Source organism: Bacillus paramycoides, from assembly GCF_038971285.1.
Taxonomy (GTDB): Bacteria; Bacillota; Bacilli; order Bacillales; family Bacillaceae_G; genus Bacillus_A.
The window spans coordinates 4,666,988-4,682,783 of the sequence record NZ_CP152427.1; the positions used below are offsets into that span (position 1 = coordinate 4,666,988).

Genomic DNA, 15,796 nt, shown 5'->3' on the forward strand with positions numbered 1-15,796 from the left:
CTTACTTTATAAAAAAAGAGGGAAAATCCCCTCTTTTTTATACGTCATAATTCACTACATAATGCTGCATTTCTGTATTGTAGTAGCCTTCGCTATATTCAATTACTTCGCCAACTTCATCGTAAGAATAACGCATACGTTTTAATAGCGCTGTCCCCTCTTTTTCACCTAACGCTTCTGCAACGAAACTAGGCGCAAGTCCAACAGCAAATTCATCTCTGAAGTTTTCTAAATGTATACCTCGGTCCTCGACTAAATCGTAAAGCGATTGTAAATCAAAATCCGATAAATCTGTACTTGCCATTTTCGCTGAGAAATAGTGCGTATAATGAATATACGGTGCATCATTTAACGTATATAAACGTTCAATACGAAAACTCTCTTTACCAAATAATCGAAATGGCACTGTTCCTTCTTCATTCTGAACAATTTCTGCTTTTAGCAATTTCTTCTGTACTTTATAGCCTTCTTCCACTAACACTTCAGTAAATTTCTTACCCTTTGACAACTTTGTCGCAGAAGTGTTACGGATGACTTTCGTTCCTTTACCGCTTTTCTTTTCCAAATATCCTTCTTGAGCGAGTTCTTTAATCGCATTTCGTACTGTAATTTTACTCACTTTGAACTCTTCTTCTAACTGTGGTTCGGAAGGAATATTTGTATGAATTGCATATACACCATGTAATATTCGATCACGAATAATGTTTTTTATTTGTAAATATAATGGTCCTTTTTTTCTCGTTACGTTCACCGTTACACCCACTACCTTTCTACATCACCTACTGATGCCGTCATTGCCCGAAGTATATCCTTCTCTGATGACATTGGCGTATCACCGACGATTGTATGTGCAAGCATTCCAGCTGCTGCCGCAAATGAAACAGCTTTCTCTGGTGCAAACTCTTCTATCTCGCCATGAATAATCCCGCTCGTATAAGCATCTCCAGCACCTATTCTATCATATACAGAAAACGTAAGTGTTTTTGCAAAAGTGAACGCACCATCTTTACATATAAATCCGCGAAGCGAGTGTGTATTATCGCTATTAATAGAGCGATGTGTACCAGCGATTGTAGCGATACTATACGTTTCAGCTACCTTTGGAATAAGATTAACAAGTTGTGCCTCTCGCTCCATTTCTTCTGTTTTCATTCCTAAAACAAACATCGCATCTTTTTCGTTCATCATAACGATATCAGCAAGAGCCAGCATTTCTTCATAATGCGGTTTCGCCTGTTCATATCCGTCTTCTCCCCAAAGTGATGGACGATAATTGCAATCAAAAACGACAGTGCCTCCGTTTTCTTTAACAGCTTTCGCTAAAGATTTCATATGATGGCGCACAGTATCATTCATTGCAAGTGTAATCCCGCAAAAATGAACGATATCAATTTCCTTTGCGATTTCTTCAAATTGATACATTTCTTCACATGCCGTATTGAAGCTACTTTCTAATCGATTCGAATATGTAACGCGGCTTGCACGTGCTCCAAATCCATTTTCTAAAAAGTACATGCCGACATATTTGCCAGCTCTTGAAATAAACGGTGACTGAATGCCTAATTTTTGAATATATGATATCGCAGCATCTCCAACTGAGTTTTCCGGTAAAGTTGAAATAAGAAAACCTTCATGCCCTAGATGAGAAAGCGCCGCTGCAACATTCACACCTGTACCAGAAAACGAATAATTTAACGTATTTGCTTGAGATAACAATTCATATCCTGGTACTTGCAGGCGCATCATTACTTCACCGAATGCTGCAATTTTCTTACGCATATTGATCAACTAACTTCTTCACGACTGCTAATAATTCGCGAACATCTTCTGTTTTCGTATTGCCAGTTTCTTTATCAATAATAGAAGAGTACACGTGCGGAATAACTTGCTCTACATTTGCTTCAAGCGCAATACGTAAAATTGTTTCAAAGTTTTCTTTATCAATTCCGCCTGTTGGCTCTAATGCGAATCCTTCTTCCGCACAAGCTTTCGCGACTGCACGATATTCTTCTTCGTGAGCTAGCCCTTTCATTGGGAAGTACTTCAATGAATTTCCGCCCATATCACGTACAAGTGCGATGGCTGTTTTAATTGGAACGATTGCTTTTTCTTCCCCAGCTGCACTAATTGGACCAGTAGAAATATTTACGTACCCTACTTTTCCTGTTGGTGATACTAAACTATTAATCCAGCTATCTTTCCCACCAAGATTTGCACGTGTCGCTCCAACTGAAGGGAACACTTGGTTAATATGGCTACCAGGATAATGCTTCGCAATTTCAGCTACAACTGCTGCTTGGCGATTATCTCCTGCGCCTAGTCCAATTGATACAGCGTCATCAATTTCTTTTCCGTATGCTTTCATCGCTGTCACTGCTTCTTCTACTGTTGGGTAGTCTTTTGATAACACACCTACTACTACATAACCTTCTGCTGCTTCAAAAATATCTTTTGCATTTTCTATATTGTTTGCTAATACATTTAATGCTACGCGGCCTTTATAAAAACGTTTTTGAATGTTTGTCATTTTAGTTTCCCCCTACAATTTCTCTCAATTTTTCTTCAATCACATGTATATCATCACCTTGAAGTGGACGTGGATCGATATCAAAGAATCCTTGTCTTACTCCGTAATCACGTGTGTAAATTGCGATTTCCCCTTCGCGTAATGCAGTCACAACATCTTTTGCTGATTTATTTAATTCATTCTCGTTAATATGAATACGAGCTCTAAAGATTGCTCTTCCCGCTTCATCTTGCACGATCATTACATTTACACCGTTTAATTCTTTTAGCGGCATAAGTACTTGTAACAACTCTTTTTCTTGCTCACTCTTATCTTCTTTTACTCCGTACTCATCAAGCGCTTGAAGTAAGCCAAATGTTGTTTCTTTCCCAACTTTCATACTTCTTCCGATGCAATGTAATTGCACTTTCAGCCACTCAATATATTTTCGTTTACCGCCAACAATACCAGAAGTAGGTCCTTCAATCGCCTTTGAACCGCTATAAATGGCAAGGTCTGAATACTTCACATATTTTTGAATTTCTTCTTCAGCTGCCGCATCTACGATCAGTGGTACGTTATTTCGCTGCGCTACTTCCCATGCTTCTTCAACAGAAATCATATTTTTTTGCACGGCATGATGGGATTTCACATAAAGAATCGCCGCTGTATTTTCACCAATCGCATCTTCAATATGTTCTGTTTTCCCTTCATTTGCATAGCCAACTTCAACGAGCTTACCTCCGCCTAAATAAATCATCGTTTCAACTGGAGCACCGTATTGAACGTTATGACCTTTTAACATAATCACTTCGTTTTTCGCGATGACCTCTTGATGAAGTCTTTCACTTTTACGACGATTTCCTTCTGTAACGATACCAGCGATAGAAAGCGCAATTCCGCTCGATGCTGAGTTCACAACGACCGCTGCCTCTGAATCTAGAATTCTCGCAATATGGTCTCCTGCTTTATCTACTAAATCAGCAATTTCCACATAATTTTGTCCACCATGCTTCATTACATCCATAACTGTATCTGTCGGAGCGGATACACCTAAAATACTCATTCTACCGCTCGCATTAATTACTCTTTTTAATCCGTACTTAGCATTCAATGAATGACCCATTGATTACAACCCCTTTCGTATCAATTCTTCTTTCAGCAACGCGCTGATCTCCTTCTGAATCAATTAACGTAATCGGTTCATCTTTCACCGTAAATAAAGTTAAGTTTGCAATATCGCCTTCTTGAATACGGCCAAGCTCTGGTTTTTTCAGCCACTCTGCCGCATGTTTCGTTACCGCATCAATTACCTCTTCTAGCGGATATCCTAAGTAAAGGAATTTCGAAAGAACGTGAGCCATACTATACACGGGACCGTGTATACGATTCTTTCGGTAAATATCTGTACTAATTGTATTAAAAGCAATATCGTGAAGCTTCGCCGCTTCTGCTACTTTAAAAGAAAAACTAGCATTGCCATGACCAACATCTAAATGAACACCGCGCTTCACTGCATCTAGTAATACAGGTAGCGGTTTGCCTTCTTCATTAAATAAATTATTTTCTTTCCCGTTTAAGTAATGTGTAATCACATCATCTTTTTCTAAAAGAGGTACAACTTCCTCAATGCGAGGAGGTGCTGAACCGATATGTACCATAATCGGCAATGATGTTTCACGAGATAACGAGCGTGCAACATGAAGCGGCTCAATTCCACTATCACAAACGACACTTTTACTCATTCTCGCCTTTAACCCAACAATTACATCTTTATACTTTTCTACTGCTTCTATCACTTTCTCTTTATCAATCCATTCCATATTGGATAGTTCATCAATTCGTTTCAAACCGATGCGAGAAATATTTAAAAAGGCAAATAAATTCGTTTTTGCCTGCTCTCTACTTTTTACTAAATCTGCAATGTGATCAGCTCCGCAGCTGCCCGCATCAACAATTGTCGTTACCCCTTGCTTAATGCCAATTTCATCCACCTCATCGCCATACGGATCAAACTCTGGAAAAGCATGAACGTGCAAATCAATCCAACCACTCGATACGTAAGTACCCGAGTAATCAAGAACCTTTCCACCCTCGCCAGCACCAGCTTTCGTCACCTGTGCGATTTTATTATTTTCAATTACAATGTCAATCTCTTCCCCGTTCACACGTTTCACATTACGTAGTACGAATCGTTCTGTCATTGTACTTCCACCCTTTTCTATAAGAAGCCATAAGAATACGCTTACATTAAAGTTTCATTTTATATGTCTTTCACACGTTTAGCGTAACACAAAAAAAGGGAGAAGTAAATATAACGTTATAATGTTTAAAAGTAAAATAAAAGATACTCCTCAAAATGCTAATAGTTCAGGAAATTATATCAACGATTTTTCGAATATATCTATCATAACTTACAATATATCAACGATTTTTCAATTATATCTATCGTAACTCAAAATATATCAACAATTCGACAAGGAATATCGATTTACCGACAAAAAATGCCAATCCCTTTCTTATATACGAAAAGGTTGCTCCAAAGCGGAACAACCTCTTTTTCTATTCCTGAACCGTCACAATAACTCCATCCATATTATTCCCCGAAATTTCATACTGCTTATTCACCGGAACATTCACTTTCCTGTTCCCGGACACTTTATAATAAGAAACCGTATATTTCTTACCTTCCACATCCGTTGTGATTTCTTTTTTCTCTTTCAAGAAGTCTAAGTATTCCTCTAATGTCATTTTCTTTTTTTGCATAATCGCACTATGAGGTAAGCCGACATAACGAATGTGCCACGGCTCATATTGAATGCCTGTAATATTACTTTTATTTTTCGGATAACGTAAAACAAATCCGTGCTTCCATACGTTCTCTTCAATCCATTTTCCTTCAGGCGCTTTTTCCATTTTCTTTTGCGTTGATCCAACGTCCAGTGATAACCCTAAATTATGTTCACTATATCCTGCTGGGAGTGCATAATCAGATCCCATGTCTTTATATAATTTACTTTGTTCTTTAAAATCTCTATACCCGCTATTCATTAAGAAATGTTGTACGCCATCTTTTCCAGCCGCATCGACAACGTCCAAAAACTTTTTTACAACATCCTTTGATAAACGAAGATTTCTATCAAATATTACGTAACCTCTCACTAACTCACTATTATGATTTACATTTATAATATCAGACCTAATGCTATCTTTTTTTACTGGGTAATCTTTGTTAACTAATAATAGATCCCCTTTATAAATTTCTTCTTTTGTAATCTCTACCTTTTCCATATTTGCATTCTTTATTGCACTATTTTCCTCGCCGATTTTCACATCAATTTCTTTTTGAAATAACGGTGATATATATAAGCCTACACAGATTGTGCATGCGATAAAAAGAGAAATAAATACCCACTTTTTCATTTCTAGTTCCTCCTTAACGTAACTTACGTATAGAATAGAAAAAACTATTAAAATAAAAAGTGGGGTAAAGTTTAAATTTTTATTAAATTGTTAAATTCTCGTCTTTTGGCAATCGCACTTCAAATATTGTTCTAACTACATTACTTTCAGCAGAAATCGTACCGTTATGCTGTTCAACAATATTTTTCGCAATAAATAGCCCAAGGCCTGTCCCGCCACGGTTCTCTGACCTCGCTTTATCACCTGTATAAAACATATCAAACAGATACGGTAGGTCTTCTTCTGGAATGCTATCTCCGTAATTCATAACTTGTATGACAACTTCTCCATTATCGATATACCCATTCAAATCAACAAATTGCCCATCATATCCGTATCGAACGGCATTTGTTAACAAGTTTTCAAATACTCTAGCTAACAATTTTCCATCACCGTTAATCGGTAAATGCGGATCAATATTCAATCTAGCTTCTAAATGATGTTTCTCTAATAGTGGATATAATTCCTCATCTAGCTGTATAAGCAGCTCACTTATATCAATCGGCTTTTTATTTAGTTGTAACATGCCATAGTTCATACGTGTAATTTCAAATAATTCATCAATTAAGCTTTCAAGCCTCTCGGATTTCGTAAAAGCAATCGTGGAAAAGTGTTTAATTTGTTCTTTTGTTAAATTCTCATCTTTAAGAATTAAATCTAAATACCCTAACACGGATGTTAATGGTGTCCTTAAATCATGAGCTAAATTCACAACAAGCTGGTCTTTACTACTTTCAGCAAAGTCCCCTCTTTCCACCGCCTCTTTTAACTTTTCACTCGCAACATTTATTTCACGCGCGATTTCTCCAAACTCATCATTTGATGAAACTTGAACTCTATTCGTAAAGTTACCGTTCGCAAGATGGTGAATCCCGTTAGAAATCTCACTAAAATACTTTAAATACGGTTTTGTCAAAAAGAAGAAAAAGATAATAGATAACGGGATAAAGAAAATTAAAAAGAAGTTAATGTCTCCAAATTCCCTTACGATTGACCTAAATTGTGCTAAAGGCTGTTCATAGCGAACCATCGTTTTATAATACAACTGCAATCCTTTATAAATTATATAAGTTACAGTTGCAGCGAGCACCATACTTAACGCAAATAAGGCAATCATTTTAAATCGAAAGCTTTTCATCATGTTATCCATTGAAAGTATACCCTACTCCCCACACTGTTTTTATTAGCTTATCTTTTCTTTTATCTTCCCCAAGCTTTTTCCGCAACGTACGAATATGTACCATAACTGTATTTCCACCTTCATAATAATCATCTGCCCATACTTGCTGAAAAATATTTTCCACATTATACACTTTCTTCGGATGACTCGCTAATAAATATAAAATATCAAACTCTTTCGGTGTTAACTCAATTTGCTCTCCGTACACGTTCACTGTTCTTCGCTCAGGATCAATAATAACTCCGCCTACCTCTAAAGCAGATTTATTCTCCGCTACTTTCGGCTGATTTAATGTAAGAAATCGGCGTAATTGTGCATTTACACGCGCAACTAATTCAATCGGCGTAAAAGGTTTCGTCATATAATCATCTGCACCTAATACAAGACCTGTCACCTTATCAAAGTCCGAAGTTTTCGCACTCAAGAAAATGATTGGCATATGATGCTTCGCTCGAATTTGGCGCGTCACCTCATACCCATCCATTTTTGGCATCATAATATCTAAAACCACTAAGTCGATTGGCTGTGTTTCAATAATATGCATAGCTTCTTCTCCATCCGCTGCCTTCACGACGTGGTACCCTTCTTTTTCTAAATGTATCTCAATTAAATCAGCAATTTCTGCCTCATCATCCGCTATTAAAATTGAAATGCGCTTCATTTTACTCCCCCTTTTATACGCTCGATTGTAAACTAGTCTATCCAATTTGTACAATACGAAAAGGTTACCCGTTAGAGTAACCTTTGTAAATAAAATTATATCAGCGATTTTCCAAATATATCGACCATAACTTAAAATATATCGGCGATTTCTCAATTATATCGATCGTAACTCGAATTATATCGGCGATTATTGAAATATATCGACTTACCGACAATTAACGACAAAACCCTCTCGCTATTTTAAAGACTCCACTTACCGCTCCAAAGCAATCCGCTGCTTCGTAATCTCCGCCAACCTTCCGCGGTCTACTTCATACTCAGCTTCAACACTTTGCGGCACCATCACTTTCCCGCTCTCAAGCATCACTTCCGGCCAAATAATATCCCTCTCCCAGTGCCTACTAGAGGCAGATATATCACCTGGAATCGTAAAGTTCGGCAGTGAAGCAAGCGCAACATTTTGCGCTCGTGAAATCCCCATCTCTACCATACCGCCGCACCAAACAGGAATATTATGCTCCATGCAATAATTATGGATTTGAACCGATTCTGTTAATCCGCCCACTCGCCCTGGTTTAATATTAACGATGCGGCAACTGCCAAGCGTAATCGCAACGCGAGCGTCTTCTAAACTATGGATGCTTTCATCTAAACAAATGGGCGTTTCAATTTCCTTTTGCAACTGTGCATGATCGAGAAAATCGTAGTCCGCTAGTGGTTGTTCAATCATCATTAATTGAAATTCATCTAATCGTTTCAATTTCTCTGTATCCGCTAATGTATAGGCTGAATTTGCATCAGCCATTAACGGGATATGCGGAAACTCTTTACGAATCTCTTTCAATAACTCGTAGTCATGCTCTGGTTTTATTTTCACTTTAAAACGCTCGTATCCTTCTTCTGCATACTTCTCGATTTGTTTTAACATAACCGGTATTGTATTGATACCAATCACAACACCAACTTCAATTTCAGTCCTAGTTCCGCCAAGCAATGTCGCTAATGACTTCTTTTGTCGCTTCGCATATAAATCCCAAACAGCTCCTTCAATTCCGGCCTTTGCCATTCGGTTTCTCTTTATATGTTGGAACAAACCAGGTACTTCATTCGGATGAGAAATCTCCACCTTTAATAAATCCGGTAATAAAAAATCTTGAAGTACATGTAGCGCTGTCTTCACTGTTTCTTCCGTGTACCACGGTTCAGAAAACGCAATGACTTCGCCAAATCCAAAGTATCCGTCCGTATCTTCTAATTCAATGACGATACTTTCACGCTTTTCATACGTCCCGTAGCTTGCAGCAAACGGGATTACGAGTGGCATTTCCGTTATATGAAGCGTCGCTTTTTTTATTTCCACCTACATCTCCTCCACTAATTGTCTTAGCTCTCGTCTTAACAATTTTTTCGAAGCGTTTCGTGGCATTTCCTCTAAGAAACATGCTTTTTTCGGCACTTTATATTTCGCTAATTTCTCCTCGCAAAAATGAAGAATTTCTTCTTCTGTTACTTCTCCATTTTTTACAACAAAAGCAGCGGGTACTTGTCCCCATTTATCGTCAGTCATCCCGACCACACCTGCTTCCGCAACCCTCGGATGAGAAAGCAACACTTCTTCAATTTGAGCCGGATATATATTCTCTCCGCCAGAAATAATTAAATCACTGCGTCGATCTAATACGTATAAAAATCCTTCTTCGTCTAAATAACCGAGGTCACCAGTATGAAGCCATCCGTTTTGAATTGTTTCGCGCGTCGCATCTTCGCGGTTAAAATAACCGCCTGTTACGTTTGGTCCTTTTACTACGATCTCGCCTTCCGCAAACGGCGACACTACTACACCATCTTTTTCAATACGTAGTTGGCACTGAAATAGTGGTTTCCCGGCTGATCCTACTTTCGTTAACATGTAATCCGCGGATAACGTACAAATTTGCGACGACGTTTCTGTCATACCGTATGTTTGATACACAGGAATTCCTTTTTCTACACATGTTTCAAGCAACGGTTTCGGCGCTGGTCCTCCGCCAAGTAGCATGCATCGTAAAGAAGATGGGTATGTTTCTTCTCCAAGTCTCTCTAATAAATCTGTTAACATTTTAGAAACGACAGAAATAATCGTTACGCCTCTCGTTTGAAGTGCTTTATGAATAAAATTAGCATCATATTTCGGAACGAGTAAAATGCGCATGCCGTACATAATATTTTTCATTAGAAGAGATAACCCGCCAACATGGAACATCGGTATACACGCTAACCAACAATCATCATCACGAAGCCCTAAGTTAAGCGAAGAGCCAACCGCACTTGCCCAGTGATTGCCGTACGTTAAAATAACGCCTTTCGGTTTCCCAGTCGTCCCCGACGTATAAATAATTGTCATCGCTTCTTCTAAAGAAAATTCTTCTTGTATAGAGGCTTCCGCCTTCGGTCCATTCATTATTTCAGCGAATGAATATACAGGAATATCTTTAGCCTCAAAATCTTGATCCGTCACTAAACAAACAACTTCAGCATCATCCATTTGCCAAAGTAGCTCTTCTCTTGAAAGACGCGTATTTAAAAGTACAGCTACTGCACCTACGTAAGATAGGGCGTGAATAACTGTAATCATCTCCATACCATTTTTCATCAGAACAGCCACCTTTTGCCCACGCTTCACTCCTACATGCGTAAGGTGTTCACAAACAGATACTACTTTTTCATGCAGCTGCATAAAAGTAACTTTCTCTTCCTCTATTTCAATTGCAGTGCGATCTGGTGTTAAAAATGCACGTTGCTTTAACCAATTTGGCATCGTCTCCATCATACATTCTCCTTTCATGAAAGAAAGAGACTTGATATGACATCAAGTCTCTTAGTTGTTTTGTTTCCGGTTTGTCACATCCAGCTACAGCGGCTAGCCCCTTCCGTCTAAGAACCTTCCGCACGAGAAAGTAAAAAACACTTTCTGTGCGAAAGAACCTTAGCCAACGGGGCTAAGCAGTCGGCTCCGCTTTTGATTTGATCACGGGAAACGAGGGAATTGACCGAAGTCCGGACTGCGTTTTTCTTTGAACGCGTCGCGACCTTCTTTTGCTTCGTCAGTTGTGTAGTACAATAACGTTGCATCTCCAGCTAGTTGTTGAATACCAGCTAGACCGTCTGTGTCTGCGTTGAACGCAGCTTTTAGGAAACGAAGTGCCATTGGGCTGTTTGCTAAGATTTCTTGTGCCCATTGTACTGTTTCTGCTTCAAGTTGTTCTAATGGTACTACTGTGTTTACTAAGCCCATATCAAGCGCTTCCCCAGCACTGTATTGACGGCATAGGTACCAAATTTCGCGAGCTTTCTTGTGGCCTACCATACGAGCTAAGTAACCAGCTCCGTATCCACCGTCAAAGCTTCCTACTTTAGGACCTGTTTGTCCGAATACAGCGTTGTCTGCAGCGATTGTTAAGTCACATACGATATGAAGTACGTGTCCACCACCGATTGCATAACCTGCTACCATTGCGATAACTGGTTTAGGAATTGCGCGAATTAGACGTTGTAAGTCTAATACATTTAAACGTGGGATTTGGTCGTCACCTACATATCCACCATGGCCGCGAACTTTTTGGTCGCCGCCAGAACAGAATGCACGTCCACCTTCACCTGTTAAAATGATAACGCCAACATTTGCATCATCACGAGCTTGTGCAAATGCATCGATTAACTCCATTACCGTTTTTGGACGGAATGCGTTATGTACTTCAGGGCGGTTAATCGAAATCTTTGCGATACCATTGTATGTTGAATAAATAATATCTTCGTAATTGCCTTCTTTTACCCATTCAATAGCCATTACAACTACCTCCTTGTATATTTCTGATCTCATCTATAAGTGTAGCTTCCTTCTTAGATGAAAAAGCATCACTGCATAGTTTTTAGAAATCCCTTTACTATTGTATCAAACTTTTCCGGTTGTTCCACATGAATTGCATGGCCAGCACCATCAATTTTGACAAATTTCGCGTCAGAGACGCATTTTTCGATGTTTTTTAATATGCGAAAGAACTTTTTATCATGCTCCCCGTTCATTAAAAGAACAGGCATTTTTAAGTTTTGCAGCTCGTCCCACCATGAAGGCTGAGCCCCTGTTCCCATGCCACGCAAGCTATTTGCAAGTCCTTTTGTATTGTTAGCAAGTCGTTCTTTTCGCACCGCTTCTTGTACGTTTTGTTCTAAACTTTTTTGCGTTTCAAATAGCGGAATATTTTCCCACATCGATACAAAATTTCCGATGCCTTCTCGCTCAATTTTATCGGCAAGTCGCTCATCTTTTTCACGACGTTCTTTTCTATCCTCTTCACTTTCAAGCCCAGCTGTACAATTTTCTACTAAAAGAGAATGTACATATTCTGGATATAGACACGCCATCGTAATCGCCAGTCTACCGCCCATTGAATAGCCAAGTATATGTGCTTTTTCAATATGAAGATAATCTAGTAGTTCTTTCATTTGCAATGCTACATTTCGAATATCGTAATGCGTCACATCTTCAGGACTTTCCGTTTTTCCGTGCCCAACAATGTCTACTAAAATGACTTGAAACTGCTCGCTCCAAGAAGGAATGAAGGAACGCCACGTTTCCATAGTTCCCGTAAAACCATGAAGAAGTAGGAGTGGTTCCCCGTTTCCGACAACTTCATATTCATACGATACACCTTGCAGCGTTACGTTCATTTTGATTCACCTTGCAAGGATGTAGTAATTACGTCCTGCGTTTTTGCCCATAATTTACGGTGCAATGTTAAGTTTTCATCGCGGTTCGTACAAATTTCTACAACGTGTAAACCTTTTGTCGTCGTTCCTTTTTGTACCTCTTCTCGGAATTGCTCCCAACCATTTACACGGCTAAATGAACCACCGTACATTTTAACAACATGCTCATAGTCAAGCCCAATTGGAGTACCAAATAATGATTCGAAGTGTTCCTTTTTCTCATACTGTGGTAAGAATGAGAAGATACCGCCACCATCATTATTTACAACGACAATTGTTATATTTAATTCATGTAATTTTGCGGCTAATAGTCCATTTAAATCGTGATAGAATGATAAGTCACCGATTACTAATACGAGCGGATCGCAAATCATGCTCGCTCCTAAAGCTGTTGAAACGATGCCATCAATCCCATTCACACCGCGGTTTGCCATCACTTGAATATTTTTATCTGATGTGAAGAAGAATGAATCTGTATCACGAATTGGCATACTATTACTCGCAAATAACGTTGCTCCTTCTGGTAATACGCGGACAATATCTGTAATGACTTTTCCTTCAAATGCAGTTTCATATGTTTCCATTTCACGAAGCGTTTCCTTCGTTTTTTCGTTTATATGTTGCCACATTCCGAACCAATCATTCTTTTTCATAACTAGCATTTTTTCTATTAATGCACTGCAAAATGCAATATCATTTGCCTGAACAACTTCTGTCGCAACGAGAGCTGGATCTCTCCATTGTCCTGATTCGTCAACAACGATATGAACAGCTTTCGTCTGTTTTTTGATGAACTGCGTTAATGCTTTTGAAACAGGCATACCACCAAAACGAATCATAACTTCTGGCTTCCACGTTTCTTTTAACAGCTCATTTCGTAAAAATGTATCGTAACAGTCAATTACCATCGTTTTATCGTGGTGTCCGCTACGAATGTTAGAAAGTGGATCCGCTAATATTGGATATCCTGTTTTTTCAGCTAATTGCGTTGCAAACGTTGCGATCTCTAAATGACTATCATCTCCACAAATAATAAGCCCCTTTTCCATATGTGAAAGGCGCCCTACAAGAGAATCTACATATTCACTCGGCATCGTCACGTTCCCTTGCTGAACTACTCCTGTATATTCTCCGCGTCCTTTATCCCATAAACTTTCTAATGAGAAATCCGGGATAAGCGGTTCGCGAACTGGAAAATTAAGATGAACAGGTCCTTGCGGTGCTAAAAGCGCGCTTGCTATCATGCGCTGCGTCGTCATGCGAGCGTAATGATACATCGCTTCACTCGCTTCTGGAAGTGCCATCTCTGTAAATTGCTTCACAAACGTACCATATAAATTAATTTGATTCATCGCTTGTGGTGCACCAACATCTCTTAATTCATGCGGTCTATCTGCCGTTAAGACGATAAGCGGCACTCGTGAATGAAAAGCTTCACATACAGCTGGATAATAGTTCGCTGCTGCTGTTCCTGACGTACATAATAATGCAACCGGACGTTTTTTCGCCTTTGCAATACCGAGCGCAAAAAATCCTGCAGATCTTTCATCTACATGTAAATATGTGTTCATTCCTTCATGTTGTTCCATTAGTAGAGCAATCGGCGTTGACCGTGAGCCTGGACTAATGACAACATCACATACATTTAGACGCGTCAGTTCATCCACGAACGCGCCTAAATAATATGATAATGCTTCTATATGATTGTTCATTTCATTAATTCCTCCAAAGCACCAAGCATCGGTCTAAACTTCAAACTTGTTTCTTCATATTCAAGTTGTGGTACTGAATCAATTACAATCCCGCAACCGGCAAATAAGGATGCTTTCTCGCCATTTAATAATCCGCAGCGAAGTGCAACCGCAAACTCACCATTTCCTTCATCATCTATCCAGCCAATCGGTGCACCATATAATCCTCTGTCTAACAATTCAACATCACGAATCAGTTTCATCGCTTCCAAACGAGGTGTCCCGCCAAGAGCTGGTGTTGGATGTAATTCTTCTACCATTGTTAAAAGACTCGCATCGCCTTTTGCCTCTACAGGCGTATATAAATGAATTAAGTTTTTCGTTGTTAATAAGCCCGGACTTTCCGGAATATTAACAGATTCGCAGTGCTCATTTAATACAGACCTGATCATGTTCACAACATAACCATGTTCAGCTAAATTCTTTTCATCATGAAGAAGCGCATTACTATTTCGCTTACTTTCTTCTATAGATTGACCATGACCAGTTGAACCCGCAAGACACATCGAAGTAAACTTCTCATCTTCTTTGCGAATTAACCTCTCTGGCGTCGCTCCTAAGAAGCATGCTCCTTTATAATCAAAAGAAAATACGTAACAATCCGGTTGCCCAATGCGGAGTGCTTCTAAAACGAGAGCAGAATCAATATGATGATCCATCTCTACTTTTAACTCCCTCGCTAATACAACCTTCTGCACGTTCCCCTGCTTCATTTCATCTTGCACTTTCTCAATGGCCTTCATCCAGCCTTTCGGATCCACTTCTACTTTAGAAGTAACTGTTAATTTCGATCCTTCTAGTGCACATTTACTCTCCCCGAAAATTTTCTCTTCTAAAGAAACAATTTCGTTATAAAGAGTTTCTGCACAATCGGTTGCTGAAACGAATGTATTCATCGTTAACCATGCTTTTTCATTTTTTACAGTTAATAAAAATGCTGGTAGTGAAAATGTCGTATCCTCAAATTCTTTCCATAAGTCCGTTTTCTCTTTTTCTTGGTCAAATGAAAATCCACCAAATAAAAGCGGACCTGTTCCAAACTCGTATCTCTCTCTTTGTACAAATGCTTTCTCTTTTACTTTATCCCACTCGTCACGGGCAGTTTGAAAGCGTTTGTGAGAAGCAGTTGCTATAGTGAAAACAGAACCAATTCCAGCAAATATTACATGCTGAGCTGGGTCTGCAAAATAACATCTATTTTCGAATGCAATCCTTTTTCCTGCTGCATAAAACAGAAGGGGATCCATCCAGTCTATTTTTTTTACAAAACTAACCAATATTTTTTCATCAGTTGCATGCTTAATGGCTGCACTCAGAACTTCTTGCAAGCCTTTTTGTTTCGTTTGAATCACAATTGTCTCCCCCCTATGGGCGAAAAATAGTCATAATTACGCTTGATTTTAAGATACACCTCAAACGAAAGGCCTGTCAACGTTTAGCATTTCTGAGAAATTCACCTTCTCTTCCTAGAAAATAAACGTTGACACT

At 39.0% G+C, this 15,796-nt stretch carries 14 protein-coding genes; all 14 read right to left on the reverse strand.

Translation table 11 applies throughout. The annotated features are described in order from the left end of the window. Window positions 1-37 precede the first annotated feature (37 nt). The gene (locus tag AAG068_RS24275; protein ID WP_000539282.1) at window positions 38-763 is read right to left on the reverse strand and encodes a GntR family transcriptional regulator; all 726 of its coding nucleotides are present in this window, start codon (window positions 761-763) and stop codon (window positions 38-40) included. Further along, a complete protein-coding gene (locus AAG068_RS24280) occupies window positions 763-1,779 on the reverse strand; it encodes a sugar kinase (RefSeq protein ID WP_342716120.1) in 1,017 nt (338 codons plus the stop codon). Before AAG068_RS24280 ends, AAG068_RS24275 begins: the two co-directional genes overlap by 1 nt. Beyond that, complete coding sequence (gene dagF, locus AAG068_RS24285; RefSeq protein WP_000181910.1) at window positions 1,772-2,527, reverse strand: 2-dehydro-3-deoxy-phosphogluconate aldolase; 756 nt, start codon at window positions 2,525-2,527, stop codon at window positions 1,772-1,774. Before dagF ends, AAG068_RS24280 begins: the two co-directional genes overlap by 8 nt. Before the next feature lies 1 nt (window position 2,528). Then, window positions 2,529-3,632, reverse strand: a complete 1,104-nt coding sequence (locus tag AAG068_RS24290; RefSeq protein WP_342716121.1) for a DgaE family pyridoxal phosphate-dependent ammonia lyase — start codon at window positions 3,630-3,632, stop codon at window positions 2,529-2,531. Then, window positions 3,610-4,710 (reverse strand): amidohydrolase/deacetylase family metallohydrolase, encoded by a 1,101-nt coding sequence (locus tag AAG068_RS24295; RefSeq protein WP_342716122.1) that lies wholly within the window; start codon window positions 4,708-4,710, stop codon window positions 3,610-3,612. Before AAG068_RS24295 ends, AAG068_RS24290 begins: the two co-directional genes overlap by 23 nt. 358 nt (window positions 4,711-5,068) lie before the next feature. Further along, window positions 5,069-5,929 (reverse strand): M15 family metallopeptidase, encoded by an 861-nt coding sequence (locus AAG068_RS24300; RefSeq protein WP_342716123.1) that lies wholly within the window; start codon window positions 5,927-5,929, stop codon window positions 5,069-5,071. Between the two features lie 82 nt (window positions 5,930-6,011). Further along, complete coding sequence (locus AAG068_RS24305; RefSeq protein WP_342716124.1) at window positions 6,012-7,118, reverse strand: HAMP domain-containing sensor histidine kinase; 1,107 nt, start codon at window positions 7,116-7,118, stop codon at window positions 6,012-6,014. After that, window positions 7,111-7,809, reverse strand: a complete 699-nt coding sequence (locus AAG068_RS24310) for a response regulator transcription factor (protein ID WP_342716125.1) — start codon at window positions 7,807-7,809, stop codon at window positions 7,111-7,113. The genes AAG068_RS24305 and AAG068_RS24310 overlap by 8 nt, the downstream gene beginning before the upstream one ends. Window positions 7,810-8,064: 255 nt before the next feature. Beyond that, window positions 8,065-9,171 (reverse strand): o-succinylbenzoate synthase, encoded by a 1,107-nt coding sequence (gene menC / locus AAG068_RS24315; protein WP_342716126.1) that lies wholly within the window; start codon window positions 9,169-9,171, stop codon window positions 8,065-8,067. Further along, window positions 9,172-10,617: an o-succinylbenzoate--CoA ligase gene (locus AAG068_RS24320; protein ID WP_342716127.1), complete on the reverse strand. Its 1,446-nt coding sequence runs from the start codon at window positions 10,615-10,617 to the stop codon at window positions 9,172-9,174. Window positions 10,618-10,818: 201 nt separating this feature from the next. Continuing rightward, window positions 10,819-11,637, reverse strand: coding sequence for a 1,4-dihydroxy-2-naphthoyl-CoA synthase (menB, locus tag AAG068_RS24325; RefSeq protein WP_000963884.1), 819 nt, complete (start codon window positions 11,635-11,637; stop codon window positions 10,819-10,821). 68 nt (window positions 11,638-11,705) lie between these two features. Continuing rightward, window positions 11,706-12,518 (reverse strand): 2-succinyl-6-hydroxy-2,4-cyclohexadiene-1-carboxylate synthase, encoded by an 813-nt coding sequence (gene menH / locus AAG068_RS24330; RefSeq protein WP_342716128.1) that lies wholly within the window; start codon window positions 12,516-12,518, stop codon window positions 11,706-11,708. Then, window positions 12,515-14,269 carry a 2-succinyl-5-enolpyruvyl-6-hydroxy-3-cyclohexene-1-carboxylic-acid synthase gene (gene menD, locus AAG068_RS24335; protein WP_342716129.1) on the reverse strand — a complete coding sequence of 585 codons (1,755 nt, stop codon included), beginning with the start codon at window positions 14,267-14,269 and terminating at the stop codon, window positions 12,515-12,517. Before menD ends, menH begins: the two co-directional genes overlap by 4 nt. After that, window positions 14,266-15,660: an isochorismate synthase gene (locus AAG068_RS24340; RefSeq protein ID WP_342716130.1), complete on the reverse strand. Its 1,395-nt coding sequence runs from the start codon at window positions 15,658-15,660 to the stop codon at window positions 14,266-14,268. Before AAG068_RS24340 ends, menD begins: the two co-directional genes overlap by 4 nt. Between the last annotated feature and the right edge of the window lie 136 nt (window positions 15,661-15,796).

What these genes read in the sequence shown, in the direction of transcription:
- AAG068_RS24280 (WP_342716120.1), bottom strand. Translation starts at nt 1,779, where the DNA reads ATGCGTAAGAAAATTGCAGCATTCGGTGAAGTAATGATGCGCCTGCAA.
- menB (WP_000963884.1), bottom strand. Translation starts at nt 11,637, where the DNA reads ATGGCTATTGAATGGGTAAAAGAAGGCAATTACGAAGATATTATTTAT.
- AAG068_RS24290 (WP_342716121.1), bottom strand. Translation starts at nt 3,632, where the DNA reads ATGGGTCATTCATTGAATGCTAAGTACGGATTAAAAAGAGTAATTAAT.
- AAG068_RS24310 (WP_342716125.1), bottom strand. Translation starts at nt 7,809, where the DNA reads ATGAAGCGCATTTCAATTTTAATAGCGGATGATGAGGCAGAAATTGCT.
- menD (WP_342716129.1), bottom strand. Translation starts at nt 14,269, where the DNA reads ATGAACAATCATATAGAAGCATTATCATATTATTTAGGCGCGTTCGTG.
- AAG068_RS24295 (WP_342716122.1), bottom strand. Translation starts at nt 4,710, where the DNA reads ATGACAGAACGATTCGTACTACGTAATGTGAAACGTGTGAACGGGGAA.
- dagF (WP_000181910.1), bottom strand. Translation starts at nt 2,527, where the DNA reads ATGACAAACATTCAAAAACGTTTTTATAAAGGCCGCGTAGCATTAAAT.
- AAG068_RS24300 (WP_342716123.1), bottom strand. Translation starts at nt 5,929, where the DNA reads ATGAAAAAGTGGGTATTTATTTCTCTTTTTATCGCATGCACAATCTGT.
- menH (WP_342716128.1), bottom strand. Translation starts at nt 12,518, where the DNA reads ATGAACGTAACGCTGCAAGGTGTATCGTATGAATATGAAGTTGTCGGA.
- AAG068_RS24320 (WP_342716127.1), bottom strand. Translation starts at nt 10,617, where the DNA reads ATGGAGACGATGCCAAATTGGTTAAAGCAACGTGCATTTTTAACACCA.
- AAG068_RS24305 (WP_342716124.1), bottom strand. Translation starts at nt 7,118, where the DNA reads ATGGATAACATGATGAAAAGCTTTCGATTTAAAATGATTGCCTTATTT.